21 protein-coding genes and 1 tRNA gene are annotated in these 24,721 nt (G+C 67.3%); 17 read left to right on the top strand and 5 right to left on the bottom strand.

Features of this window, described 5'->3' with window-relative positions; all coding sequences use genetic code 11:
- The first annotated feature begins 78 nt into the window (after positions 1-78).
- Both ACZ5BU_RS01470 and ACZ5BU_RS01465 read left to right on the top strand, forming a co-directional pair.
- A complete protein-coding gene (locus ACZ5BU_RS01470; protein ID WP_465694669.1) occupies positions 79-483 on the top strand; it encodes a winged helix-turn-helix transcriptional regulator in 405 nt (134 codons plus the stop codon).
- On the top strand, positions 480-1,088 hold the full coding sequence (locus ACZ5BU_RS01465; RefSeq protein ID WP_465694667.1) for a DUF2064 domain-containing protein: 609 nt from the start codon (positions 480-482) through the stop codon (positions 1,086-1,088). The genes ACZ5BU_RS01470 and ACZ5BU_RS01465 overlap by 4 nt, the downstream gene beginning before the upstream one ends.
- A 449-nt stretch (positions 1,089-1,537) precedes the next feature.
- Here the strand turns inward: ACZ5BU_RS01465 and ACZ5BU_RS01460 are convergent, their stop codons facing one another.
- On the bottom strand, positions 1,538-2,083 hold the full coding sequence (locus ACZ5BU_RS01460) for an NUDIX hydrolase (protein WP_465694666.1): 546 nt from the start codon (positions 2,081-2,083) through the stop codon (positions 1,538-1,540).
- A gap of 42 nt (positions 2,084-2,125) precedes the next feature.
- Positions 2,126-3,427, bottom strand: coding sequence for a zinc-dependent metalloprotease (locus tag ACZ5BU_RS01455; protein ID WP_465694665.1), 1,302 nt, complete (start codon positions 3,425-3,427; stop codon positions 2,126-2,128).
- Positions 3,428-3,731: 304 nt separating this feature from the next.
- Here ACZ5BU_RS01455 and ACZ5BU_RS01450 point away from each other — a divergent pair, with 304 nt between their 5' ends.
- The 5 genes from ACZ5BU_RS01450 to ACZ5BU_RS01430 are packed head-to-tail and all read left to right on the top strand — an operon-like array spanning position 3,732 to position 9,136.
- Complete coding sequence (locus ACZ5BU_RS01450) at positions 3,732-4,157, top strand: molybdenum cofactor biosynthesis protein MoaE (protein ID WP_465694663.1); 426 nt, start codon at positions 3,732-3,734, stop codon at positions 4,155-4,157.
- Between the two features lie 30 nt (positions 4,158-4,187).
- Positions 4,188-4,460 carry a hypothetical protein gene (locus ACZ5BU_RS01445; protein WP_465694662.1) on the top strand — a complete coding sequence of 91 codons (273 nt, stop codon included), beginning with the start codon at positions 4,188-4,190 and terminating at the stop codon, positions 4,458-4,460.
- The gene (locus ACZ5BU_RS01440; RefSeq protein WP_465694661.1) at positions 4,457-5,494 is read left to right on the top strand and encodes a YlbL family protein; all 1,038 of its coding nucleotides are present in this window, start codon (positions 4,457-4,459) and stop codon (positions 5,492-5,494) included. Before ACZ5BU_RS01445 ends, ACZ5BU_RS01440 begins: the two co-directional genes overlap by 4 nt.
- A gap of 43 nt (positions 5,495-5,537) precedes the next feature.
- Complete coding sequence (locus ACZ5BU_RS01435) at positions 5,538-6,155, top strand: PPA1309 family protein (RefSeq protein WP_465694660.1); 618 nt, start codon at positions 5,538-5,540, stop codon at positions 6,153-6,155.
- Positions 6,152-9,136, top strand: a complete 2,985-nt coding sequence (locus ACZ5BU_RS01430) for a UPF0182 family membrane protein (protein WP_465694658.1) — start codon at positions 6,152-6,154, stop codon at positions 9,134-9,136. Before ACZ5BU_RS01435 ends, ACZ5BU_RS01430 begins: the two co-directional genes overlap by 4 nt.
- Positions 9,137-9,221: 85 nt before the next feature.
- Here the strand turns inward: ACZ5BU_RS01430 and ACZ5BU_RS01425 are convergent, their stop codons facing one another.
- Positions 9,222-9,791 carry a hypothetical protein gene (locus ACZ5BU_RS01425; protein ID WP_465694657.1) on the bottom strand — a complete coding sequence of 190 codons (570 nt, stop codon included), beginning with the start codon at positions 9,789-9,791 and terminating at the stop codon, positions 9,222-9,224.
- A 118-nt stretch (positions 9,792-9,909) separates the two neighbouring features.
- The gene (locus ACZ5BU_RS01420; RefSeq protein ID WP_465694655.1) at positions 9,910-10,875 is read right to left on the bottom strand and encodes a GNAT family N-acetyltransferase; all 966 of its coding nucleotides are present in this window, start codon (positions 10,873-10,875) and stop codon (positions 9,910-9,912) included.
- Positions 10,876-10,979: 104 nt separating this feature from the next.
- Here ACZ5BU_RS01420 and ACZ5BU_RS01415 point away from each other — a divergent pair.
- The 3 genes from ACZ5BU_RS01415 to ACZ5BU_RS01405 all read left to right on the top strand — a co-directional run bounded on the left by ACZ5BU_RS01415 (position 10,980) and on the right by ACZ5BU_RS01405 (position 12,684).
- Positions 10,980-11,053 (top strand) — tRNA-Met (locus ACZ5BU_RS01415).
- A gap of 172 nt (positions 11,054-11,225) precedes the next feature.
- A complete protein-coding gene (locus ACZ5BU_RS01410) occupies positions 11,226-11,453 on the top strand; it encodes a hypothetical protein (RefSeq protein WP_465694653.1) in 228 nt (75 codons plus the stop codon).
- 4 nt (positions 11,454-11,457) lie between these two features.
- On the top strand, positions 11,458-12,684 hold the full coding sequence (locus ACZ5BU_RS01405) for a M20 family metallopeptidase (RefSeq protein ID WP_465694652.1): 1,227 nt from the start codon (positions 11,458-11,460) through the stop codon (positions 12,682-12,684).
- On the opposite strand, the gene ACZ5BU_RS01400 is transcribed toward ACZ5BU_RS01405, so the two are convergent.
- Positions 12,670-13,515, bottom strand: coding sequence for a M55 family metallopeptidase (locus tag ACZ5BU_RS01400; RefSeq protein WP_465694650.1), 846 nt, complete (start codon positions 13,513-13,515; stop codon positions 12,670-12,672). The genes ACZ5BU_RS01405 and ACZ5BU_RS01400 overlap by 15 nt on opposite strands.
- 272 nt (positions 13,516-13,787) lie before the next feature.
- Between ACZ5BU_RS01400 and ACZ5BU_RS01395 the strand changes: the two genes are divergently transcribed.
- From ACZ5BU_RS01395 to ACZ5BU_RS01365, 7 genes are all read left to right on the top strand, one after another.
- A complete protein-coding gene (locus tag ACZ5BU_RS01395) occupies positions 13,788-15,260 on the top strand; it encodes a PucR family transcriptional regulator (RefSeq protein WP_465694649.1) in 1,473 nt (490 codons plus the stop codon).
- Positions 15,261-15,408: 148 nt separating this feature from the next.
- Entirely contained in the window at positions 15,409-16,962 is a 1,554-nt protein-coding gene (locus ACZ5BU_RS01390) for an ABC transporter substrate-binding protein (protein ID WP_465694648.1), read from the top strand.
- Positions 16,959-17,921, top strand: a complete 963-nt coding sequence (locus ACZ5BU_RS01385; protein ID WP_465694646.1) for an ABC transporter permease — start codon at positions 16,959-16,961, stop codon at positions 17,919-17,921. The genes ACZ5BU_RS01390 and ACZ5BU_RS01385 overlap by 4 nt, the downstream gene beginning before the upstream one ends.
- A 143-nt stretch (positions 17,922-18,064) precedes the next feature.
- Positions 18,065-19,795 (top strand): dipeptide/oligopeptide/nickel ABC transporter permease/ATP-binding protein, encoded by a 1,731-nt coding sequence (locus ACZ5BU_RS01380; RefSeq protein ID WP_465694645.1) that lies wholly within the window; start codon positions 18,065-18,067, stop codon positions 19,793-19,795.
- 101 nt (positions 19,796-19,896) lie between these two features.
- Positions 19,897-20,622, top strand: a complete 726-nt coding sequence (locus ACZ5BU_RS01375) for an ABC transporter ATP-binding protein (RefSeq protein ID WP_465694644.1) — start codon at positions 19,897-19,899, stop codon at positions 20,620-20,622.
- Positions 20,619-23,930: a serine hydrolase gene (locus tag ACZ5BU_RS01370; RefSeq protein ID WP_465694642.1), complete on the top strand. Its 3,312-nt coding sequence runs from the start codon at positions 20,619-20,621 to the stop codon at positions 23,928-23,930. The genes ACZ5BU_RS01375 and ACZ5BU_RS01370 overlap by 4 nt, the downstream gene beginning before the upstream one ends.
- Positions 23,927-24,721 (top strand): GNAT family N-acetyltransferase, encoded by a 795-nt coding sequence (locus ACZ5BU_RS01365; protein ID WP_465694641.1) that lies wholly within the window; start codon positions 23,927-23,929, stop codon positions 24,719-24,721. Before ACZ5BU_RS01370 ends, ACZ5BU_RS01365 begins: the two co-directional genes overlap by 4 nt.

Below are 24,721 nucleotides of genomic sequence, written 5' to 3'. Positions count from 1 at the left end.
TTGGACACCACTGTGGGAGAGCTACTCTCTGGTGGGAAGTACGTACTTCGGAGTGCGTACCGCACGAGAAGGAGAGCCATGCCGACCCGTACCGCCACCCAGCGCCGCGAGGAAGCGGCCCGCGAGTACGACGCGTTCCTGGCGACCTGTCCCGCACGGCAACTCCTGGACCGGATCAGCGACAAGTGGGTGACTCTGATCCTGACGGCCCTCGCCGACGGCCCTCAGCGGTACTCCGACCTGTCCCGCCGGATCGCCGGTGTCAGCCAGAAGATGCTCACCCAAACCCTCCGCTCGCTCGAGCGTGACGGCCTGCTGACTCGCTCGGTCACGCCGTCGGTGCCGGTCCGCGTCGACTACGAACTCACGCCGTTGGGCCGGACGCTGATGCCGCTCATCTCCGCCATCAAGTCCTGGGCCGACGGCCACATGCCTCAGGTTGCCGCGGCTCGCGCCGCGTACGACTCGAGTACTCCCGCATGACGGATCGCCGGGTGGTCGTTGTCGTCGTACCGGGCGTTGGCACCTGGGCGCCGCCCGGCCGGGACGCCGAGGCGTGGCGGCTGGCGATGGCCGAGGACACGTACGAAGTACTCGCCGCTCTGGATCGGGTCGACGTTGCGGTCGCGGTTGCCGGTGACGAGGCGGCCGTTGCCGAGCTGAGCGCACTGACCTGGCCCGGGACGCCGACGTACGCCGTCGATCCCGCGCGGCCCGTCCTGCACGCGGTGGAAGTCGCCGGGCCGGCCGCGGCGGTCGTTGCAGTGTCGTACGACGTACCCGACCTGCCGGGGCTCCTGATCGGCAAGCTGTTCCGCGCGCTTGCGCACGCCGACATCGCCGTGACTCCCGCTGAGGACGGCACAATGGCGGCGATCGGTGTCAACGTGCCGGCCGCGGACTGGGTCGGCGAACTCGCGCCCACGTTCGACATGCCACTCACCGAAGTCGAAGCCCGCAAACCTCGTCGCCATGCCGTTGCTGTCGGCCCCGGTTGGCACCGTCTGCGATCGAATGCTGACCTAGCGCGACTGGATCCCGGGCTTGAGGGCTGGGACGCAACAAGATCCATACTTCGTCACTCCTGAGCCGTCACCTTCTTTCCATCCGCTCGTTCACCATGCAGCAGGGACTTCGGGGGAAGCCCAGCACTCTTCGCCGATGCCGTTCAGGGGCGGTACCCGACGAACCCAACCGCATCGGGGGGATGCGGCGGGGACCAGCACAGATGAGGCAAATCGCGCGGCCGGGGGACCGCGCCCACCCTGAACCGCCACATCAACCGGACGCACGGGGACAGCAGGACGGCACGGTCAGGTGACCACGCCGAGGGGCACGGGGATGCAGTACCCATGGGGGAGCTATCAACGGGGATCACGGGGGCGCATTACCAACGGGGGAATTAGCACCAACGGGGACACGGGGATTTAGTACCAGCGGGGACACGGGGATCTAGTGCTACGGGGGAAGCAGAGCTGGGGTGGGGTGCTCTGTGGCGGAGAGGTGGGCCGGCTGACTTGGGCCGGCCCACAGGCATTTAGGTTTGTGATGCGTGCGGAAGTGCGCGCGCTGCGAGGGCCTGGACGCTCGTGTCCGTATCCGGTGGAAGAGCGTCGAGCGGGAACCAAGCGAGGTCGTCCGACTCGTCGCTGACGACGTACTGCATGTTCGTCGTTGCTGTCACCAGGAACTGGACGTCCAGGTGATACGCACCAGCACATCCACCCGCCGCGAGCAGATGACGCGAGAGCTGAAGTGGTTGCGGGCTGACCGTCAGCCCCGTCAGACCCGACTCCTCAGTTGCTTCGCGAAGCGCCGCCCCGGCGAGTGTCGTATCACCCGGCTCGCAGTGTCCGCCGAGCTGAAGCCAACGCCCCACGGTCTTGTGCAGTGTCAGCAGCGTCTTCTCACCGAGCGCATCGACGACCAACGCACTGGCCGTCACATGCTCCGGTCGGCACGACCGCCACATCCCGTCCGCGTGCTCAGCCAGATGCCGCAGATAGTGCCGCCGCAACTCCTCCTGCTCCGCATCCGGCGCACTCCACCGCTCCAACAACGCAACCGCATCCGCACGAAGCATGCGCCCAGTCTCCCAACCCCCCGGGGCGGGGAGGGCGTCGGGCTACTTGGGGGTGTCGCCGGTGTCGTCCTGGGGGTCGGTTGGGGTGTCGAGGAAGTCGGTGATGTCGATGTTGGAGAGTTCGCCGGCGTGTTGGGCGAAGCCGATGGGGTCGTCGAGGTCGCCGGTGCTGGGCATCAGGTCCGGGTGGGACCAGAGGTTGTCGCGGCCTTCGACACCGCGGGCGTCGCGGACGGCGGCCCACAGGTTGGCGGCGTCGCGGAGGCGGCGGGGACGGAGTTGAAGGCCGACGAGGGTCGCGAACGTCTGTTCGGCGGGGCCGCCGGCGGCGCGCCTGCGGCGTACTGTCTCGGCGAGTTGGACGGCGGCGGGCATCCGGTCCTTGGTGGCTTGACGTACGACGTCGTCGACCCACCCTTCGACCAGAGCCAGCGTGGTCTCGAGGCGGACCAGGGCTGCCTTCTGCTGCTCGGAGTCCTCGGGCTCGAACAGGCCACCGGCGAGGGCTTCCTGCATGGCTTCCGGGTTCTGCGGGTCGATGTCGGCCATCGCGCGCTCGATCTTGCCGCTGTCGACCTCGATTCCGGCCGCGTAGTCGGCGACCGCGGCGAGCAGGTGCTGCCGCAGCCACGGGACACCTGCGTACAGCCGCTGGTGGGCGACCTCGCGGAGCGCCAGGTACAGCCGGACGTCCTCGTCGGTCAGCCCAAGTCCCTCCGCGAACTTCGCGACGTTGTCGGGCAGCAGGATCGCCTGACCGGTCGGGCCGAGCGGCAGACCGATGTCGGAGGAGCTCACGACTTCACCGGCGAGCTCGCCGAGGCCCTGCCCGACCTGGGCACCGAACACCGAACCGCCCAGCTGCCTCAACATTCCGGCCATCGGGCCGGCGAACTGCTGTGCCTCCGCGGGCAGTGCGTTGCCCATCGCGCCGGAGACGTGCTCGGCCACCGGGTCGACGACGGTCTGCCAGACCGGGAGCGTGTTCTCGACCCACTCGGCGCGGCTCCAGGCCTGAGAGGTCGCGGAGACCTCGGGCAGAGTGGTCGCGTCGTCCAGCCAGTGCTCGGCGAGCCGGACCGCGTCGGCGACCCGGTCGCTGTCGGTCGCGTTCATCGACCGGTCCCCGGCGGCGGAGACCGTCTTGCGGGCGATGTCCTTGGCCAGGTCCCAGTTCACCGGTTTGCCGTCGGCCGAACCGCTGAGCAGTTGCTGGACCTGCGCGAAGATCGCGTTCAGGTCCGGGGCGCCGCCCGCGCCGGCCGCACCGGAGAACTGCTGGAACATGGCCTCGAACGGCGTGCCCTTGAAGGGGTTGTCCGGGTTTTCCGGTTCGTCGCTCATCGGAGGGCCTTCCTGTGCGGGTGGGGCGTACTACTCCAAACGTACTGGTTCGATCCACGAGTTCCGCCCCCGGTGAACCGTTCACGCCTGGTGTTCGCCGCGGGCAGAGCCGGTGGGCTGCCCGGGAACTAGGTGAGCAGGGCAACAGTCTCTCCCGGTGCACGCCGGGACACGCAGCGCAGCGCCCGGGAACGGCGAAGTGGGAGGTGATGTCGGCGAAAGCCGGGGTCGGAGGGAGAATCGTGGTCTGGGGGATGGAATGGTGTGGTCTGCAGGTGTGGGACCCGGCGGGAATGAGGAACGGATGAGCGACGCGATCAGGCTGCTGGACATTCGCGACGGCGCGTTGTCCAGTGACGAGGTGCTGGCTGCTGTCGCCGATCCGACGGCGGGTGGAACTGCGCTTTTCATCGGTACTGTGCGCAACCACGACCAGGAGAAGCCGGTCGACCGGCTCAGTTACGAGGCGCACCCGGACGCGTTGGAGCACCTGCGGAAGGTCGCGCAGCGGGTTTGTGACGACCCCGCGGTGACCGCTCTGGCAGCCGTCCACCGGACCGGGGACCTCGTGATCGGGGATGCCGCGGTGATCGTGGCGGTGGCCGCATCGCACCGCGACGTCGCCTTCGTGGCCTGCCGGCGGCTGATCGACGACCTCAAGGCAGAGGTCCCGATTTGGAAACACCAGCAGTTCACCGACGGTGGCAGCGAGTGGGTCGGCGCTCACTGACCCGTACGCTGGGCGCATGAAGGTGGCCGGATGAAGGTTTTGGCGTGGCTGGCGTTCCCGCTGGCCGCCACGCTGCTCGCGATGTGCTGGGCAGCCTGGCGCGGGTGGCGCAGCCGTGAGCCGCGCCGGTCCGGTGGCCCCTTCGCGTCGGTGGACGAGTTCCGCCGGTTCAGCGCCGCACTCGCCGCACCGGGGCCGCGGGCCACTCCGGAACGCCGGCGGGGCCTGGGTCGTCGTAATCATCAGCCGGTCTCCGAGGACCGTGGCTCCGGCTCCACCAAGATCGCAGGGCAGGGTTCGTGACACGTCGTACCGCCACATTGGTCACCTCGATCGTCGTCCTCGTCGTCTCGTTGGGGCTGGTGACCGCGTTCCCGGTGCCGTTCGTCTCGTTCAGCCCCGGGCCGGTCAAGGACACCCTCGGGAGCGCGAAGAGCAAGCCGGTCATCGAGATCACCGGGCACGAGACGTTCCCGACCTCGGGCCAGCTGGACCTCACCACGGTGTCGGTGACCTCGCCGGACCGGCAGTTGACGCTTCCGCAGGCGATGCGGAACTGGCTCGACCCGCACCACGACCTGTTCCCGCGCGACATCATCTATCCGCCGAGCCAGAGCGCCGACGAGGTCGAGCAGCAGAACACCGCGGAGATGACCGGCTCCCAGGACAGTGCGGTCGCGGCCGCGCTGCAGGCGGCGAACGTCCCGTTCCACACGAAGGTGTCGACGGTCGCGGACAAGTCGCCGGCGCAGGGCAAGCTGAAGCCCGGTGACCTGATCCTGGCCGTGGACGGCCGGACCGTGACGCAGGTCCCGCAGGTCGGTGAGCTCGTGCGGAAGCACAAGATCGGTCAGAACGTCATCTTCCTGATCCGGCGCGGTACCGCTGAGCAGACCGTCGAGCTGAAGACCGCCGCGACTCCCGGCGACGAGACCCGCCCGATGGTCGGGATCACGATCGGCGTCGACTCCCAGGTGAAGGTGTCGGTCAACCTCGGCCAGGACATCGGCGGCCCGAGCGCGGGGACCGCGTTCGCGCTGGCCATCTACGACAAGCTGACGCCGGGCGCGCTGCTGAACGGCAAGCACGTCGCCGGCACTGGCACGATCGACGCGCTCGGCCAGGTCGGCGCGATCGGCGGCATCCAGCAGAAGATCGCCGGTGCCAGGAACGACGGCGCCACGATCTTCCTGGTCCCGGCGCCGAACTGCGGGGCCGCACTGCATGCCGACGTCAAGGGCATCCAGCTGGTGAAGATCAGCACTCTGAAGGACGCGATCAGCGCCCTGCAGGCGGCCACCACCGGCAAGGGAGACGTCCCGTCGTGCAGCCAATGAGCAACCTGAACGAACCGGCGAACCGAAGGGAAGATCTGCCGGCATGGATGTCGTAGGCATGCTGCCTCCTGACGCGCTGAGCCGCGCGGTGGTCGAGATCGAGAAGCACGTGAGTGGCGCGGGCTGGGACCAGCCCGCCCAGTTGTTCGCGCTGGTCCCGACCGCCGAACTGCTCCGCGCCGAACCGCACCTGGCCGCCCAGCTCGGCGCCGAGGACGCGTCCCAGCCGCTGACCCCGGTGGCACAGGGCGAGCTCCCCGGCGGCGTCGACGACGCGAACCTGGCCGACACGCTGGGCCGGATCGAATGGCCCGACGGTGTCGCCGGCTGCGCGCTGGCGATCGAGCGGATCGTGCTGCCCGCGGCGGCCGAGTCCGGCCTGTCCACTGCCGAGTCGGACGCCGAGCTGGCTCGGATGGCCGGCAGCGATCCGCGCCGGCACGAGGTCCGGATGGTCGCGGCCGTGCTCCGCGAAGGCGACCGTTTCGGCGCGGTCCGGCTGCGTGCGCACGACGAGGACAGCGCTGTGCTCACCGGTGCCGACTTGGTCCCCACGCTGTGCGAAGTACTGTCATTGACATTCGAACCTTCGGCCGGCAGCCGGTCGGGTGAAGGTCCTGGGGTCGACGGCGTGAGCGACGACGAGGAGAAGCGACCATGAGCGACGGCGTCTACGACATGCCCGAGGAGCCGCCCGCCCGGAGGATACGGCGGCCAGGCGGCCGTCCGCGCGCGCTGCTGCCGACGATCGCGACCCTGATCGTCCTGCTGATCCTCTTCAGCGTCTTCACCGACGTCTGGACCCAGCGACTCTGGTACCGATCGGTCGACCTCGGCTCGGTGTTCAGCACGGTGCTCGGCACCCGGGTGCTGCTGTTCGTGGTGGTCGGCCTGCTGATGGCGGTTGCCGTCGTCGCGAACGTCGTCGTTGCGTTCCGGACCCGTCCGCGGGTCGCGCTCGCACCGTCGCCGAGCCCCGGTTTCGAGCGATACGGGGATCTGCTGCAGCAACACGGGAAGATCGCGGTCGGCGCGGTCGCCACGCTGATGCTGATCTTCGGCGGCTCGGCAGCGTCGGGGGAGTGGAAGACCTTCCTGGCGTGGAAGAACCGGACGCCGTTCGGTGTCACCGACCAGCACTTCAACAAGGACATCTCGTTCTTCGTCTTCGACTACCCGTGGCTGCGGGTGCTGCTCGGCTTCGGCTACTCGATCGTGCTGCTTTCGCTGGTGGCCGCGATCATCACCCACTACCTGTACGGCGGGTTCCGCCCGTCGGCCAAGGGGCAGAAGGCCTCCGGTGCGGCGCAGGTGCAGTTCTCGGTGTTGCTGGGGCTGCTCGTGCTGCTGAAGTCCTTCAGCTACTGGCTCGACCGCTACGGCCTCACCACCTCCGACGGCAGGCTCTTCACCGGTATCTCCTACACAGGTGACAACGCGATCCTGCCGAGCAAGGAGATCCTGGCCGTCATCGCGGTCCTCTGTGCCGGCCTGTTCTTCGCGAACGTGGTCCGCCGGACCTGGCTGCTTCCCGGCGTCGGCACTGTCGTGCTGATCCTGTCGGCGATCCTCCTCGGCGCGCTGTGGCCGGCCGCCCTGCAGCAGCTGCGCGTTCGTCCGAGCGAGCCGGTGAAGGAAGGGCCGTACATCAGCAAGAACATCGCGGCCACGCGCCAGGCGTACAACCTGGAGAACACGCAGATCACCGAGTACCAGGCGCAGAGCACCGCCAAGCCGAACGAACTGACCGCGGACGCGGACGTGCTGCCCGGCATCCGGCTGATCGACCCGACCGTCATCGGTCCGACCTTCGAGCAGTTGCAGCAGGTCCGCGGTTTCTACTCCTTCCCGACCGATCTCGACGTCGACCGGTACCGGCTCAAGAACAAGTCCCAGGACACCGTGATCGCGGCCCGGGAGGTGCAGATCGACAAGCTGCCGGCCGGTCAGCGGAACTGGAACAACGACCACACGGTCTACACCCACGGCTACGGTGTCGTCGCCGCGAACGGGAACCAGCGGGCCCCCGACGGTACGCCGGTCTGGACCGAGAAGGACCTGCCGCCGCAGGGTCAGCTCGGCGACTACGAACCGCGGATCTACTTCGGCGAGCAGTCGCCGGACTACTCGATCGTCGGTGCCCCGGACGGGTCCGGTCCGGTCGAGCTGGACACCCCGGAAGGAACCAAGGGCGGCGACCCGACGCTGAACACCTACAAGGGCAAGGGTGGTGTCAAGGTCGGCTCGTTCTTCAACCGGTTGCTCTACGCAACGAAGTTCCGGGACGCGAACATCCTGCTGTCCAGCCGGGTGAACGCGGACTCGAAGATCCTCTACGACCGCACCCCGCGCGAGCGGGTCGAGAAGGCCGCGCCGTGGCTGACGCCGGACGGCGACCCGTACCCGGCGGTCGTGGACGGCCAGGTGGTCTGGATCGTCGACGGCTACACCACTTCGGACAACTACCCGTACTCCGAGAAGGTCGGCCTGGACACCAGCACCCGCGACACCACGACCGGCCGCGGCACGATCGCCCAGCAGCCGAGCGAGAACATCAACTACATCCGCAACTCTGTCAAGGCGGTCGTCAACGCCTTCGACGGCTCGGTCGAGCTGTACGCGTGGGACGAGAACGACCCGGTACTCAAGACCTGGATGAAGGCCTTCCCCGGCACGGTCAAGCCGCGCTCCGACATCTCCCCGGCGCTGATGGCGCACTTGCGCTACCCGGAGGACATGTTCAAGGTGCAGCGCGACTTGCTCGCGAAGTACCACGTCCAGGACGCGGGCACCTGGTACCAGAACAGCGACCTGTGGCGCGTTCCGGCCGACCCGACCGCGGTGGCGACCGGTAGCGACTCGTCCAGTCAAGTCAGCCAGCCTCCCTTCTATCTCTCGTTGCGGATGCCGGATCAGAGCGATCCGAAGTTCTCCCTGACATCGGTCTACGTACCGAACGGTGAACGGGAGAACCTCACCGCGTTCATGGCTGTCGATTCCGAGGCGACCTCCCCGGACTACGGCAAGTTCCGAATACTGCGATTGCCGGCGAACCTGCAGGTGCCTGGTCCGGGGCAGGTGTACAACAAGTTCCAGACCGACGAAGGCATCAGATCGGCGCTGCTACCGATCAACCAGCAGAACAGCGGTGCCAGAGCCCAGTTCGGGAACCTGCTGACGTTGCCGCTCGGCGGTGGTCTGCTCTACGTCCAGCCGGTCTACTCGTCGCGGACCAGCGGACCGGGTAACTACCCCGTTCTCCGGTACGTCCTGGTGTCCTTCGGGGACAACGTCGCCTTCGGGTCGACGCTGCAGGAAGCCCTCGAGAAGGTGTTCAAGACCAACGTCGACACGGGCGAGAACCCGCCGGGTACCAAGACACCACCGACACAGACGAACCAGACGGTCAAACAGGCGCTCGCCGATGCACAGGCTGCCTGGACGCGGGCGCAGGACGCTCTCAAGAACGGCAACCTCGCCGAATACCAGAACCAGCTGAACCAGATGAAGGCTGCACTTGACCGCGCTACCGCTGGTGCAGCGGTGACGCCAACACCGACGCCGACACCGTCCGGCAGCCCGTCGACACCGGCGGCCCCGTCGACAACACCGTCTACCCCGACGGCATCACCGTCCGGCTGACCCGCAGGGCGATTCCCGGGGCGGCGACACCGACAGCAGTCGGGTCGCCGCCCCGTTCGCCTGTCCGGGGTGGTTGCCTACGGCATCAGGAGGCTTCCGGGTGGAACCCGGCCGCGGTGTCGAGCACGTCCTCGTCGGTGAAGCGGTCATGGTCGATCGTCACCTCGGCTGCGACGCCCGGCTCGATGAAGTAGAACACCTCGTCGCCGGCGAACAGCGCGTCGTACCCACCGACCTTGACAGGGGTGAGCTGCCAGCCCGGATCCTTCTCCTCGTACTCCACGAGGAAGTTCTTCAAGGTCTCGAGGTCGGTGAGCTTGTCGCCGCGGATCGTCTTCACGGTCAGGTCGACCTTGAACGCGCCGTTCGAGTCCGGCCCGGTCTCCCAGACCCGGCTGTGGAAGGACACGTCTTCCCACTCGTAGGTGAAGTCGCTCGGCGTGCCGATGCCGTCGGGAAGGTTCTCGATCACGAAGCCGTCCAAGGTGCCAGCCCTCTGCTCGGTCGATGGGGATCCGGATACATCGGAGTACGCCGCTGCGGTTGCGGCGTCGGCCGTGGTCGCGAGGCCGAGAGTGGCCAGGACGACCGCGCTCCCGGCCACGATACGACGGGCGGACGGCAGGACTCGGAAACGAAGCGATGAACGCGACATGACAGCCTCCTCAGAATGCGGGCGCCGCGCCTGCTGCGAGACGCCCTTCGTGTCCAAGAAGGTGCACCGATCGGACCTCGTCCGGACCGGCGAATCCGAACCTGTGGACAACAGGACGTCAGTGCCCGATCAGCCGGTGCAATCGGTGGAACGTCTGCTGGAACCCGAGCCGCGGCCAGGTCCGCGAGGACAGCAGGTTCGTCACCCGCCAGTCGGTGACCACCGAGGTGTACCCGGTCTCGGCCGACCACTGCAGTACGGCCTCACCGAGCGCGCGTCCCGCGCCGAGCCCACGCGCCGAAGGCAGCACGGCCGCGAACCCGAGGAACCCCGCGTTATCCGGCTTCGCCAGCCCGCTGTGCGCGCTCGACTTGTCCAGTGAGCAGCCCACCGACGAGCCGATGACCTTACCGTTGTACGAGGCAACAAACGTGGTGTAGTCCTGGTCGTCGATCGACTCCTCCCAGTCCGCCACCGCCTCCTCGAGCGTCGGCACCTCGGCCGACGAGAACACCGGCGACTGGCCTTGGTGCTGAGGCAGTACGAGATCGAGCTCCGCCAGTACGGGGATGTCGGCGCGGGCTGCCCGACGTACGACGAGATCCCGCGGCGGAGTGGACGGCGTCGTCGGCACCGGGCGGACCGCGTGCACGTGCTGCGCGCCGAATGCGAGCCGGAACCAGGCGTCGATCAGCTCGGCGTCGTCGGGCACGAGGACGTACTGCGCGATGCGGCCGGAGTCGACCCAGCCTTCAGCGGCGGCGCCGTACAGGTCACGGATGTGTTCCGGCTCACGTACGGCGTGACCGGCGGCCTCGACCCAGATGTTCGGACCCCAGGCCGGCGACGGTTTCGGTGCTGCGAGCAAGTAACCGGTGACCTCGCCGTCCTCCACCATGACGGCTCCGGACGCACCTTCGGTCTCCCAGGCCGCAGTGACCTCGGTCAGCGCCAGGCGCTCGTCCTCGTAGTCGGCGGGAAGCAGTGGGTGACGCTTGCGATGCACCCGGTGCCGCTGTGCGAGCAGGCCGGCCGCGGCCGGCAGATCCGCCTCCTCGAACGGGCGGACGACGTGTCGGGACATACTCGGACGGTACGCCGCGGAGCCACCCGCCGACACGGGTTTACGCCGCACCGGGAACCGATTTGGTTGCTCGGCCCGGATCCTCTAAACTAAAGACACAACGACGCGGGGTGGAGCAGCTCGGTAGCTCGCTGGGCTCATAACCCAGAGGTCGCAGGTTCAAATCCTGCCCCCGCTACTTGGAAAGGCCCTCTGACCAGGGAAGCACTGGTCAGAGGGCCTTTGTTATTCGCATCAGATCAGCGTGACTACGGTCTAGGATCGCGTTACTGGTCCTCACTGAGGCTGACCTGAGGGTGACATGCTCACCTTGATCCGCTCCGATCCACGTTCAGCATGGCTGATTTGACGTGCTGTACACGAGGATCTTTCGTCGTAGGGCCACCCAGATCCGCACGCCGAGCCCACTTGCCATCGCGCCCGAGGACGTCGCCCAGTTCCTGGTCTCGTCCCTCGGCGACGAAACCCTCGTCAAGCAGCACGTCGTACTCAGCGGAGCCCCCAGCGGCCGCGACAGGGAGCGCGGCATGAAAGCCATCGGGGTCGAGTGGGCTGATGTGACCGATCCAGCACCTTAGCCGCATGGCAGAAGTGGATCGACCATCTTTGTTCGAACGAACGGGTACTTCGCGGCGGTCCCCCTGGAGACTGATGGGGTTGTGTCCGACCCAGGTGCGGAGGCGCCCCGTGCAGCTATCGCTTCTCCTCGAGGATCTGAGCAGGCTCGTTCGTACTGAGTCGCCGTCGGCGGATCTGGACGCTGTCAGTCGGTCTGCGCGAGAGGTTGCGCACTTGATTGAGGAGCGTTTGGGCCGTCGGCCAGAGATCCTGAGCGTCGACGGTGTCGACCATGTGCTGCTGCGCGGAGCGAACCCGAAGGTCATGCTCCTCGGGCACCACGACACCGTGTGGCCGCTCGGTACGCTGCGCGAGCTGCCCTACACCGAGTCTGACGGCGTCGTCCGTGGCCCGGGATGCTTCGACATGAAACTCGGCCTCGTGCAGGCGATCCATGCCCTGGTGTGGCTGCAGCAGCATCGCGGCGCCGACGTCCTCGATCAGGTGACGCTGCTCGTCACGGGCGATGAGGAGTTGGGCTCCACGACGTCACGAGCGCTGATCGAGCAGGAAGCAGCCAAGTGCCAGGCAGCCCTCGTGCTGGAGGCGGCCGGTCCGGGCGGCGCCTTGAAGACGGGACGCAAAGGCGTGTCCCGCTACGAGATCGAGGTGCTCGGTCGTGCCGCACACAGCGGTCTCGATCCGGAGAAGGGCGTAAATGCGACGATCGCAGTCGCCGAGGCCGTCCTGGCGATCGCTCAGCTCGCTGACTCAGCGGCCGGTACGACGGTCACCCCGACCGTGATGAGTGCCGGCACGACGCCCAACACTGTGCCTGCGATGGCCACTGTTGCTGTCGACGTTCGGGCGGGCAGTGTCGCGGAGCAGGAACGCGTGGACCAGGCGATTCGCGATGTGAGGCCGGCGCTGGCCGGGGCGGATATCCGGGTGCGGGGCGGAATCAACAGGCCGCCGATGGAACGGGGCACGGCTGCTGAGTTGTTCGTGCGCGCGCAGCGAATCGCACGACGCCTGGAGATCCCGCAGTTGGAGGAGATCGCGGTTGGTGGCGCATCGGATGGGAACTTCACGGCGGGTATGGGCGTGCCGACCCTGGACGGGCTGGGGGCCGTGGGTGGCGGGGCGCACGCCCGGACCGAACATGTGGAGACAGCGTGGATCGTCCCGCGCACTCAGTTGCTCGCTGCTCTCGTCGAGGAGATCACGAGCGAGGCTTCAACGGCGGTCTGAGATCACCTGACGCGCCCGTTCGCTGCCCGCCGCGAGCTCATACAGGACGGTGATGAATCCGAGGAGGTCCGTTGACTCCGTGAGTACGGTCGACACCGTCCGATCGCCATTCCGGACGCACCCCGGGATGCATGCAGCGAGTTCGGCGGCTACAGGCGACGGCATGTCCACCTCGACCTCGAACGACGGCGGTGGCGGCGGACAGCTCAATGCCGATGCACGTCCTACGGCGTCGGCCGCGCCCTCCCGGACAAGGTCTCTTGCCACGCTGGGCGCGACGGAGTCCGTGGCGGAGAATCCGTGGGTCTTCTTGACGGTCACGATCGTGGCCTCGGGAAAGACGTTGGTTGCGATCGCGCCGATGACGTCATCCCCGGTGATGAGGCCTACTGGGACTCCGAGCGACGCGGCGTAGAGGGCGTTGACTTCGGCCTCTGACACCGGTGATCCGTTGACTCTGACTTCGGCGAAGTAGGCGGAGAACGTGTGCGCAAGGAGTCCCGGAGTACCGGCCGGTGCGTGGTAGCCGATGAAGAGTGCGACGTCGCAGTCTTCGGTCAGGCCTTCGGCCATGCACTGGGCCTTGGGTTTCCCGAAGATCACTCGTGCCCTTGGGTCGAGTCGCTCGTGGATCAGGTTGTCCATCGTGCCGTGGGAGTCGTTGACGATCACGCTGGTGGCGCCGCCGTCGAAGGCGCCCGCGATCGCGGCGTTGGCTTCGTCGGTCATCAGCTCCTGGGCGCGGGGATAGCCGAAGCCGCCGCGCACTATTTGGTCGAGGGTCGCGATGCCGGCGATGCCCTCCATGTCGACTGAGATGTACGCCTTCATCGCTGACCCTCTCCTGATCGTTGCCTGCCACGCCCATTCTGGTCGTGAGGTACGCGCCGGAACTGGGGCGATCGCCCAAACAAGGCAAGGGTCAAATGTACGATCGCACAATGGATGACGCTTTGAGTGGCTCGGCGGACCTCGGCCGATTGGTCGAGCGGCTGGGTACGACCTTGTTGACGCTCAAGGCGGGGCCACGGCAACCGGACCGTGCCGTGACGAGTGTCGTCCTCCACGATCCTCTGGACCAACCCGATGTCCCACGAGATGCAGTGGTGCTGGGCGTCGGCGTTGCGGTCGACGACAGCTTGGTCACCCTGGTCAGAGCGTTGGGGGAAGCCGGGGCCACTGCCCTCGTGGTGCGGGAGCCGTTGATCGTCGATGAGGCGGTCGCCCGCGAGGCGGAGGCCGGCCACGTGTCCGTCATCGGTCTGGTGCAGGGCGCGTCGTGGATCCAGGTGGCGACCTTGCTCAGCGGCGCTCTGCATCTGGGTGCCGATGGCGATCCCGCTGTCGGGGGCGACGCGAATCGAGATCTGTTCGCCTTGGCGAACTCGCTCGCGGCCCTCATCGACGCGCCGGTCACCATCGAGGACCTGTCCTCGCGGGTCGTCGCCTTTTCGGCTGATCAGGCCGGGGCCGACGAGCCGCGCCGGCTGACGATCCTCGGGCTTCAGGTTCCGGAGCTCTACAGCGGGTACCAAAGAGAGAAGGGCATGTTCCGCCGGGTGTATTCCTCGGAGCGACCGGTGTTCATGCAGAATCCCGCCCCCGGCGTACTTCCCCGAGTGGCCATCCGGGTCCAGGCCGGCGACGAGGTCCTCGGGTCCATCTGGGCAGCGGTGTCGGAACCGCTCACGCCTGAGCGGGAAACTGCCATGATCGCGGCCGCGCGGGTGATCGCGCTCGAGATGCTGCGGGCCCGGGTCAGCGCCGACGCCTCGCAACGACTCGGGGTGGCGCTGCTGTCGATGCTGATCGGGGGCGGGACCGGTGCGCGTGACGCCGCCCAGCAGTTGGCGTTCGGAACGTCGCCGGCCTGCGTCCTGGTGTTCGGACCTCGGCATTCCGACGAAGAGGTCCGTACGACGGCCGACATCCAGCGCGCCGCCTTCACGCTTCGGGCCCACCTCAGGCCGACCTACCCCCGCGCCATCGCGGCCCAGTTAGGCGGCGCAATCTATGCCGTGGTCCCCGTGCGCGCCACGGTGGCCACGGCCCTCGCTTCGCTGAAGGATCTGGCTGCCGAGTTCATCACCCGTCTGGATACTACGACCGAGTTCTGCGCCGGTCTCGGGGGCATCGTCGAGGACGTCGGCGAACTGGCCTCGTCCCGGCGCGATGCCGACGCCGCGCTGCGGGTGCTGACAACCAATCCGCGCGAGGGCAGGCGGGTTGCGGCGCTGGCGGATGTGGCGATCGAGTCCATCCTGCTGCGTCTGAGGGACCTGATGGCAACGGACCGCATCGAGCTGGCCGGACCACTTGCCGTCCTGGCGAAGTACGACGCCGAACACGACACCCAGCTGGTGTTGACGCTCGAGAGTTGGCTGGAGCATTTCGGGGACGTCGTCGACGCGGCTCGTGCCATCCACGTGCACAAGAACACCTTCCGCTACCGGCTGGGCCGGATCGAGGAGATCGGAGGTGTGGATCTGGCCGATCCCGATGAACGGTTCGGTTTGATGCTGCAACTCCGCCTCGGTACCGGTCGACGATCACCGGGACAGGAACCGCCGCGGTAGACCATCCGGCGGTTCAGTGGGTTGGTCGATAGTTCAAGGTCCAGGCGTACGGATCGGACGGTCGCACGATGCACTGGCAGCCTGCCGGGGTGAATCTGGGTGCTCGGCCTCACACCCTGTTCTGACCCCGACCTAAGGCGGTTCTGCCATGAATCGACGCGCCGCTGCTTCTGCAGCCCTGGCCCTCGCGCTTCCCGCGCTCCTGGCTTCTTGCGGTGGCTCGCGTTCGGCCGGGGGCCAGCCCGACTTTGCGACCGACGGCACCTTCGCGGTCGCGATCGACTCGGATCCCGGTGACCTGAATCCGCTCGTCACCAACCTTGTCAACGCGCAGATCGCCGGCATGTACTCCTACGACACGTTGATCTTCTTCGACCCCGCGACGGGCAAGCCCGCGCCATTCCTGGCAAAGAGCTGGACCGAAAGTCCGACCAAGGTCACGTACACGCTGCGAGAGGACATCACCTGCGCCGACGGTACGCCTTTCACCGCGCAGACCGCCGCGGACAATCTGAACTGGATCGCCGATCCGGCCAACAAATCGCCGCGGCTGGAGTCCGTTGTCCCTGCCGATGCGAAGGCGAGCGCGAAGGGAAACGTGCTGACCGTCAGCACCGCCAAGCCGAGGCCGTTCATGCTGGCCGACCTCGGTGGGCAGCAGTTGGTGTGCGAGCGCGGGTTGAAGGATCCCAAGACTCTCTCGGCGGGTAGTGACGGAACTGGACCGTTCGTCATCGATCACGTCGTCGCCGGCGACTCGATCACGCTGAACCGCAGAACGGGCTACACCTGGGGACCCAAGCAGAGCAGCTCGGACACGCCAGGGTTGCCGAAGTCGGTGACCATCAAGATCGTGCCGAGCCCGTCGACCAGGGCGAACCTGTTGCTGTCAGGCCAACTCAACGCAGCGATGGTGAGCGGCCAGGACGAGGCACGCCTGAGCCAACTCAGCTCGCTGCCGTCACCGGCCATGTCCGGGATGATCACCTACAACCACCTTCAAGGTCTACCGACTGCCGACGTCCGGGTCCGGCGCGCACTGACCCAGGCCATCGACCTCGACACCCTGACGAAGATCCTGACCAGCGGCAAAGGCGAACGAGCGAAGTCGCTGCTGTCCGAGACGAGCCTCTGCAACTACGACACCGTCAAGGGCACCCTACCCTCCTACGACGCAACCGCTGCCGGTCAGGCTCTGCGTGCGGTGGGCGCGCCGATCAAGATCACGCTGGTCTACGACAACACCACCGACACCGGCAGTGCCGCTGCGGAGTACGTCGCGAAGCAGTGGGAGGCTGCTGGTGTCACGGTGAAACTCGACGGTGGTGACGAGAACTACATCATCAGCCGGACCTTCGCGAGCAAGGATCCGTCAGGCTGGGCGGCATCGCTCGGGCTGAACCTTCAGTCCGGCACACCAGCCATCTTCCCGCAGTACCTCTCGGGACCGGCCGCTCCCGCCGGAACCAACTTCGCATCGATCGCCAACAAGGACTACAACAGCCGCGTTGCCGCGGCGGCGGGCCTGGCCGGCGACGCGGCGTGCAAGGCCTGGGCCGGGGCGGAGCAGGCGCTGATGACAAGCGCTGACCTGATCCCGGTGTCCATCACGCCATACAAGATGTACTTCAACAAGGCGGAGGCGCTGTATCCGCCGGTCGGTGGGCAGCTGCCCGGGTCGGCGATCCGGGTGCTGAAATGACTACGGCACCGGCTGCCACGCTGAGGGCTTTCGTCGCGCGGCGCCTGGTGCGGCTGGCGTATTCGGTGGTCGTGCTGGTGACGGCTGTCTTCCTGATGGTCCGGCTGATCCCGGGGGACCCGGTTCGCAACGCCCTCGGTACCCATGCGACGGCCGCGGTCGTGGAGGCGCAACGCGAGAGCTTGGGGCTGAACGACCCGCTGTGGATGCAGTACGTGAACTTCTGGACGGGACTGTCCACGTGGAAACTCGGAGACTCGTTCGCCCTTCACTTGCCGGTGACAACGATCATCGCGCAGCGCCTGCCGGCGACCTTGGAACTCGCGTTCCTCGCGCTGGTGGTGGTGCTCCTGGTGTCGGTACCGCTCGGCATCGCCGCGGCAGCACTCACCCGAGGTGGCCGCAGACCAGCGGTCGACCTGACTTACACCTCGGTGAGCGGTCTGCTGGCTGTCGTTCCCGAGTTCCTGATCGGAGTCGGTTTGGTGTACCTGTTCGCCGTACGGAGCCATCTGCTTCCCGTCGCCGGGCGTGTCGGTCCGAGCTCGTATGTGCTGCCGGTCCTGGCGTTGTCGATCGGAGTTGCCGCTGGTGTCTCGAGGATTGTCCGGGTCGAAGCGCTGACCGTGTTCGAGCAGGACTACATCCGGACAGCGCGTGCGAAGCGCATGCCGACGTGGCGCCTGTACTTCCGCCACGCTTTGCCGAACCTGCTGACCCCCTCGCTGACCATCGCCGGAATCGTGCTCGGTTCGCTGGTCGCGGGCACGGTGCTGATCGAGACGATCTTTTCGTGGCCTGGGCTGGGCATGACGATCGTGGATGCGGTGCGGAGCAAGGACTTCCCGCTCGCGCAGGGGATCGTTCTCGTCTACGGCCTGATCGTCCTCGTCTCGAACCTCCTGATCGACATTGTGCTGGTCTGTCTTGACCCGCGTTCAGCCCTGAAGGACGGGTGATGGCGTTGACAACCATGTCCTCTCCCGACACAGCCGTCGCGGATCCCGCCGCCGTGACGTCAACCGGCGCACAGGTGCCAACGGCGGTCGCGCCGCGACGAAGGTTCCTTGCTGTCCTGTCTTCCCCGCCCGGAATCTGTGCGGTGGCTGCTTTGATCCTGGTTGCGTTCTTCGCGATTCTAGGACCGGTGCTCTGGGGTGATGCTGCGCGGCAGGCGGATCTGACCCAGTTGTCGGCGCGGCCCACTGCCGACCACCTTCTCGGCACTGACGCCGGCGGCCGGGACGTTCTCGCTCGGGTGCTCAGCGCCACCCGGCTCTCGATCCTCACCGCCCTGCTGGCCGCCGCCCTCGGCGTCGTGGTCGGTGTTGTCATCGGCCTGCTGCCGACGATCGCGCCGCGGTGGCTCGGGCGACTGATCAACAGCGCCACCGGAATCGCGCTCGCCTTTCCGGCGCTGCTGCTCGCGATCGTCGTCTCAATCACCCTCGGCGTGGGCGCCGTCAGCGTCACGCTCGCGATCGGGCTGGCCATGGCGCCGTCATACGCTCGGCTCGCACAGACCCTCGGTGCGTCAGTGACCGGACGCGACTTCGTGGCGGCTGCTCGCATCCTCGGCGTCAGCCGGCCGCGGATCCTGATGCGCCACGTCCTGCCCAATGTGCGCGACCCGCTCATCGTCAATGCCAGTATCGGTGCCGGTACCGCGCTCGTGGCGGCCACCGGGCTCTCCTTTCTGGGCCTCGGGGTCCAGGCGCCGAACTACGACTGGGGCCGCATGCTCAACGAGAGCGTAGGTGCCATCTATGTGAACCCCGCTCCGGCGCTCGGCCTGGGCGCTGCCATCGTGTTCGCCGGCGTGACATTCGCGCTCGTCGGCGAGGTGCTTGCCCGAGCGTTCGGGCTGCACCGGCCGTCCGGCCGGCGCCGGAGCCGGCCAACCACCACCGCGACCGAGACCTCCGCCGTACTGCAGATCGCAGACGACCCGATCCTGAGGGTGCGAGATCTGCGGGTGGAGGCGCCGCAGGCAGACGGCTGGGCGACGCCTGTCCGTGGTGTCAGCTTCGACATCGGTCGCGGCGAGATCGTCGGCATCGTCGGTGAGTCAGGTTCCGGCAAATCGCTGACCTGTATGGCGGTCGCGTCACTCCTGGAAGCGCCGCTCCGGGTGGCAGCTTCGTCGATCCGGTTCGACGACACAGAACTTGTTGCCAATGGCAAGGTGCCCGACGGTCCGCGCTCCAGGTCGCTGGCCCACCAGCTCGGGACCCGACTGGCATTCGTCTTCCAAGATCCCTCGACCTCGCTCAACCCCGCCCAGCAGGTCGGTACGCAGGTCGCGGAACCCGGCATCCTGCACGGCGGCCTCAACCGCAAACGGGCACGCCAGCGGGCAGTCGACAGGCTTGCCGCTGTACGGATCTCCGACCCGGAGCGTCGTGCTCGCCAGTATCCGTACGAGTTCTCCGGCGGCATGCGCCAGCGCGCCATGATCGCGACGGGGCTCATGGGCGAACCGGCGCTGGTGATCGCCGACGAACCGACGACGGCCCTCGACGTCACCGTGCAGCGGGAAGTCCTGGCACTGCTGCACAAGGTGAACCGCGAGCACAGCACGGCGGTCATGTTCGTGTCCCACGACATCTCGCTGGTCTCGTCGTTCTGCACCCGGGTCCTGGTCATGTACCGGGGAGTCGTCGTGGAGAGTCTGTCCGCTGACGATCTCGCGAACGGGCGCGCGAAGCACCCGTACACCCAAGCCCTGACAGCAGCCGTGCCGCACCTGGATGCCGTTCCGGGCACGGCGTTCGTCACGATCCCCGAAGACGCCGAGTTTCCCGCCGAGACAGTCAGGGAGGGAACGGCATGAGCGAGCGTAGCGAGCGAACAGAAAGCAGAGGCGACCTCGTCTTCGAGAACGTGAGCGTCAGATACGGGAGTGGGCACTCGGCCCTCGAAGCGGTTCGCGGAGTGAGCTTCACCGTGCCGCACGGCCGGACAGTGGCGCTGGTCGGCGAATCCGGATCGGGCAAGTCGACGCTGGCGCGTGCTGTCGTCGGCCTGCACGAAGCGCACGCCGGCCGGATTCTGGTCGACGGCACCGATGTCGTCCGTGCCCGGGGGAGTGCGGCATCGGTTCGCCGCACCGCGCAGATGATCTTCCAGGACGCGAACTCCTGTCTGAACCCCCGGATGTCCATCGGCGCCTCGCTCGAGGAGGCGCTTGCGATGCGCGGAACAACGAGCAGGCGCGATCGTGCCCAGCGGCGCACGGAGGTAGCCGCGCTGCTCGAGATGGTCGAGCTCGACCCGGCCCGGGCCGGCGACTTCCCGATGCAGCTGTCGGGGGGACAACGGCAGCGCGTCGCGATCGCTCGGGCGCTTGCCGCCAGGCCCCGGGTGCTGCTGGCTGACGAGATCACTTCCGCGTTGGACGTCTCGGTCCAAGGGACGGTGCTGAATCTTCTGATGCGTGTCCAGCAGGAGCTCGATCTGACGGTTCTGTTCATCAGCCACAACCTCGCCGTCGTCAGGCAGCTGTGTGACGACGTCGCGGTCATGAAGGACGGCGAGGTCGTCGAGGCCGGGACCGCCACTCAGGTGATCGACCGGCCGGAACACCCCTATACACGCGAGCTGATCGGGGCCGTTCCCCGGATCGGCGTCCCCATCTTCGGCGAAGGAGAAGTTTTATGACGTCTCGCCCGTTCGGTCTCGACGACGTACGCCGGATCGTCAATGTTCCCGAGACTGCGATCACGGCGGACGGCGGACGAGTCGTCTTCACGCGGCGCCAGGTAGCGGGCCGCCGTACAAAGACTTCGCTGTGGGCTGTGTCGAGCGGTGGCGACCCGCAGCAGCTGACCCAGGGGCCGGCAGATCGAGCGCCTGCGATCCTCGCCTCGGGCGTTATCTTCCTGCGGAATGTCGTTGACGTTCCACAGCTGCATCTCCTGCCGCCCGTGGGTGAGCCGATCCGGTTGACCGGGCTGCCGCTGGGGGCGGGCGCCCCAGCGGTCAGCCGAGATGGCCGGCGCGTCGCCTTTGCCGCACCCGTGGACCGTGCGCCTGGTCGAGCCGATTCGCCGATCGTCGTCGACACGCTCGACCAGAAGTCGGACGGGATCGGCTGGATCGGCAGCATCCGTCGGCAGATCTTCGTGCTGGACCTGGACACGAGGCAGGTCAGGCAGATCACCGACGGCGACTACGACACCGGCGACCCGGCCTGGTCGCCTGACGGCAAGTACCTTGCCTTCGCGGCCTCCATGGCACCTCTTGCCGACGTTGACCTCGAGCGCCGCGCCTATGTGGTCGAAGTCGATGACCCGCTCGCCCCCATACAGGTGTACGGACACGCGACCGGGATTTCCGGTCCGGTCTCGTGGGCTCCTGATGGCGGGTCGCTGGTCGCGGTCGGAGCACCGGTGATGGCGGCCGGCCACGCCAGGATCCTTCGCCTATACGCCGACGGCACACCTGACGTAGCCATCACGGCCGAGTTGGATCGCAATGTGATGCCGGGCGCGACCGGCTATCCAGGTGGCCACCCGGCGTGCAGCCACGACGGCAGCGAGATCGTCTTCTGTCTGCGTGATCGCGGCTGGACCCATCTCTACGGCGTTGGTCCGGATGGTGGAGCAGGGCGGCCGATCGTCGCGGAGCCGCATCACGTCGTGTCCGCGCTGTCGGTTGCCGCCGACGTAGATCGTGCCGCGATCGTCCTGACCACTCCCGAGTCGTTTGCCGAAGTGGCGATCGTCGACCTGGACACCGGAAAGCTCGAGGTTCTCACCTCGCTGATGGAAGACAGTCTCCCCGGGGTGCAGCTCCATCGACCGGAGCCGCGGGAGTTCACGATCAGCGACGGCACTGTCGTGCACGGGTGGTTGATGGCGGCACCGGACACGACCGGAGCCGCCCCACTCCTACTCGATATCCACGGCGGCCCGCACAACGCCTGGGCCGGTGTGGCCGACGAGATCCACCTGTACCAGCAGCTTCTCGTCTCGCGCGGGTGGCGGGTCCTGACCCTGAACCCCCGCGGATCGGATGGGTACGGCGAGAAGTTCTATCGAGCCGTCGACGGCGGCTGGGGACAGGTCGACGTACCTGACTTCCTCGAACCGATCGATCAGCTGATCGCCGAAGGGATCGCCGACCCGGATCGACTCGCTGTCACCGGCTACAGCTACGGCGGCATCGCCACCTGTGCGCTCACCGCCAACACGGACCGGTTCGCGGCAGCCGTGGCCGGCGGCCTGATCTGCGACTTCGCCTCGATCGCAGGCCAGCGCCTGCTGCCGGACGGCTACTTCGCATTGGCGACGGCCGGCACCACACCAACGGACGTAGCCCGGCTCATCGAGAGCTCTCCGATCGCCCGTGTCGATCAGGTCAAGACACCCACGTTGGTCCTGCACGGTGCGGCTGACGACATCTGTCCGGTCGGGCAGGCGCAGCAGTGGTTCTCCGCACTGCGGATCCGGGGCGTGCCGACGCGCATGGTGGCCTATCCAGGAGGGAGCCACCTGTTCATTGCCGAAGGCAACATCGACCATCGCATCGACTACCACGCCCGGGTCGTCGAATGGGTCGAGCAGCACACCCGCGCCGCACCACGTCCGGCGGCGCTGTCCCCGGCCGCACGTGCGCCGGAGTACTGGCACCGTCGTCTGGACCTCCTCCGGGAGCGCCACGGCGTCGTCGGTGCGCAACTCGGGATCGTGCAACTCGACGACAACGGAACGGCTTTCGACCGGACCACGGTGAGTTCCGGGGTGCTGGACGTCTCGACCCAGGAGCCGGTCATCGACGACGCCATGTTCCAGATCGGGTCGATCACGAAGGTCTGGACGACGATGCTGATCATGCAACTGGTCGATGAGGGGCTGCTCGACCTCGACGCTCCGGTGCGTACAGTGTTGCCGGACTTCAGACTGGCCGATGACGAATCGCCCTCGGTGACGGTACGGGCGCTGCTCAACCACACCAGCGGCATCGACGGAGACGTCTTCACCGACACCGGAACGGGAGACGACTGCGTCGCGCGCTACGTAGAGAATCTTGCAACCGTCTCCCACATCCACCCGCTCGGAGAGCGGTTCTCCTACTGCAACGCCGCGTTCGTCATTGCGGGTCGCATCGTCGAAGTGCTCCGTGACATGACCTGGGACGAAGCTCTCGTTCATCATTTGATCGAACCGATGGGTCTGCAGCACACGATCACTCGGAGCGAGGACGCACCCAGGTTCGCCGTGGCGACTGGCCACACCGGTTTCGGCGATCAGTCCACGCCGGTACCCAAGTGGTCGATCACCCGGTCCATGGGGCCCGCTGGGCTGATCGTGGCCAGCATCGGCGATCTGCTGACGTTCGCCGAAACCGCGCTGCGCGGCGGGGTGACTCCCGCCGGCGTCCGGGTACTGTCCGCCGCAAGCGCTCGCCTGATGACCATCGAGCACGTCGATCTGCGACAAAGTGTCGCCACGGTCCACGGCTGGGGGCTGGGTTGGTTCCTCGAGGACTGGCACGGAACCTTCGTGTACGGCCACGACGGCGGCACGATCGGCCAACGTTCGTACCTGCGCCTCATCCCGGGCACGAACTACGCGGTGGCGATGCTGACGAGCGGCGGCCAACCAGACGGACTCTTCTACGAGCTGTTCGCAGACGTCACGTCGTCGATCGACGGCAGCCTGCCGCCAGATCGGGTCCGTGCAGACCTGTCACGTCCACCCGAGCCGATCGAGGGCACCTGGGAATGCGCGGGGTATCAAGCGCAGATCTCTCCGGACGCAGAGGGCCTCGAACTGACGCTGGTGGATCGAATGGCGCCCGTGCACGGCGAGCCGGAGGAGCCGAAGGCCTTCGCGTTGCACGCATCGAACATCCCGGGTGCCTACGCCTACACCACACCCGATATCGCGGGATGGCAGCAGTTCCGTCCAGTCGTCGGTGGTGCCTACAACGGCTCCCGCTTCTTGCGTGAGGAGCGCTCGTGACGGCCACGAGCGCTGCATCGGAGGCGATGGAACTGCGGCTGTTGCACGGGCCAGAGGAGATGACCGCCGCATCCGAGCTGCTGGCAAAGATCTGGAAGATGGACAACGACCAGTCGCATGTCAGCCCGGAGCTGCTCACGGCGTTCGCGCACGCGGGCAACTACGTCGCCGGTGGTTTCCGTGGCGATGAGCTCGTGGCGGCGTGCGTCGGGTTCTTCTACCCGCCCCGACAGAACGCGTTGCATTCCCACATCGCCGGCGTCCGAGCCGACGCGGCAGGGACCGGGTGGGGCCAAGCCCTCAAGTTTCACCAGCGGGACTGGTGCCTGGAACGCGGCGTCACTCGCGTGACATGGACGTTCGACCCGCTGGTGGCGCGGAATGCGTACTTCAACATCCACAAGCTCGGTGCCGAGGTCGAGGTCTATCTTCCGGAGTTCTACGGGCCGATGGGTGACGGCGTCAACCAAGGCCAGCACAACGACCGGGTCCTGGTGGCCTGGCAGATTGAGCAGGCCACGGCGCCGTCGCGAGCAGAGCAGGACCGTGGCCCCGCCGTACTGACGTCGGTGGACCGCCGACCCGAGCTCGACCTCGGCCGGGCAGACTCGCTGACTCGATGCGTCGTCGAGATCCCCTCCGACATCGAGGCCCTGCGGCAGCAGGAACCCGAACTCGCGACCTCCTGGCGGCTCGCGCTGCGGCGGGCGCTCGGTGGATTGCTGCACAACGGATGGACGGTCGTCGACTTCGACCGCCAGGGTCACTACTGCCTCACGAGGAGCATCTGA

The organism is Kribbella sp. NPDC031520 (assembly GCF_055580825.1).
Note: the sequence above shows the minus strand (reverse complement) of the source record. Positions and strands in the feature narration are given on the sequence as shown.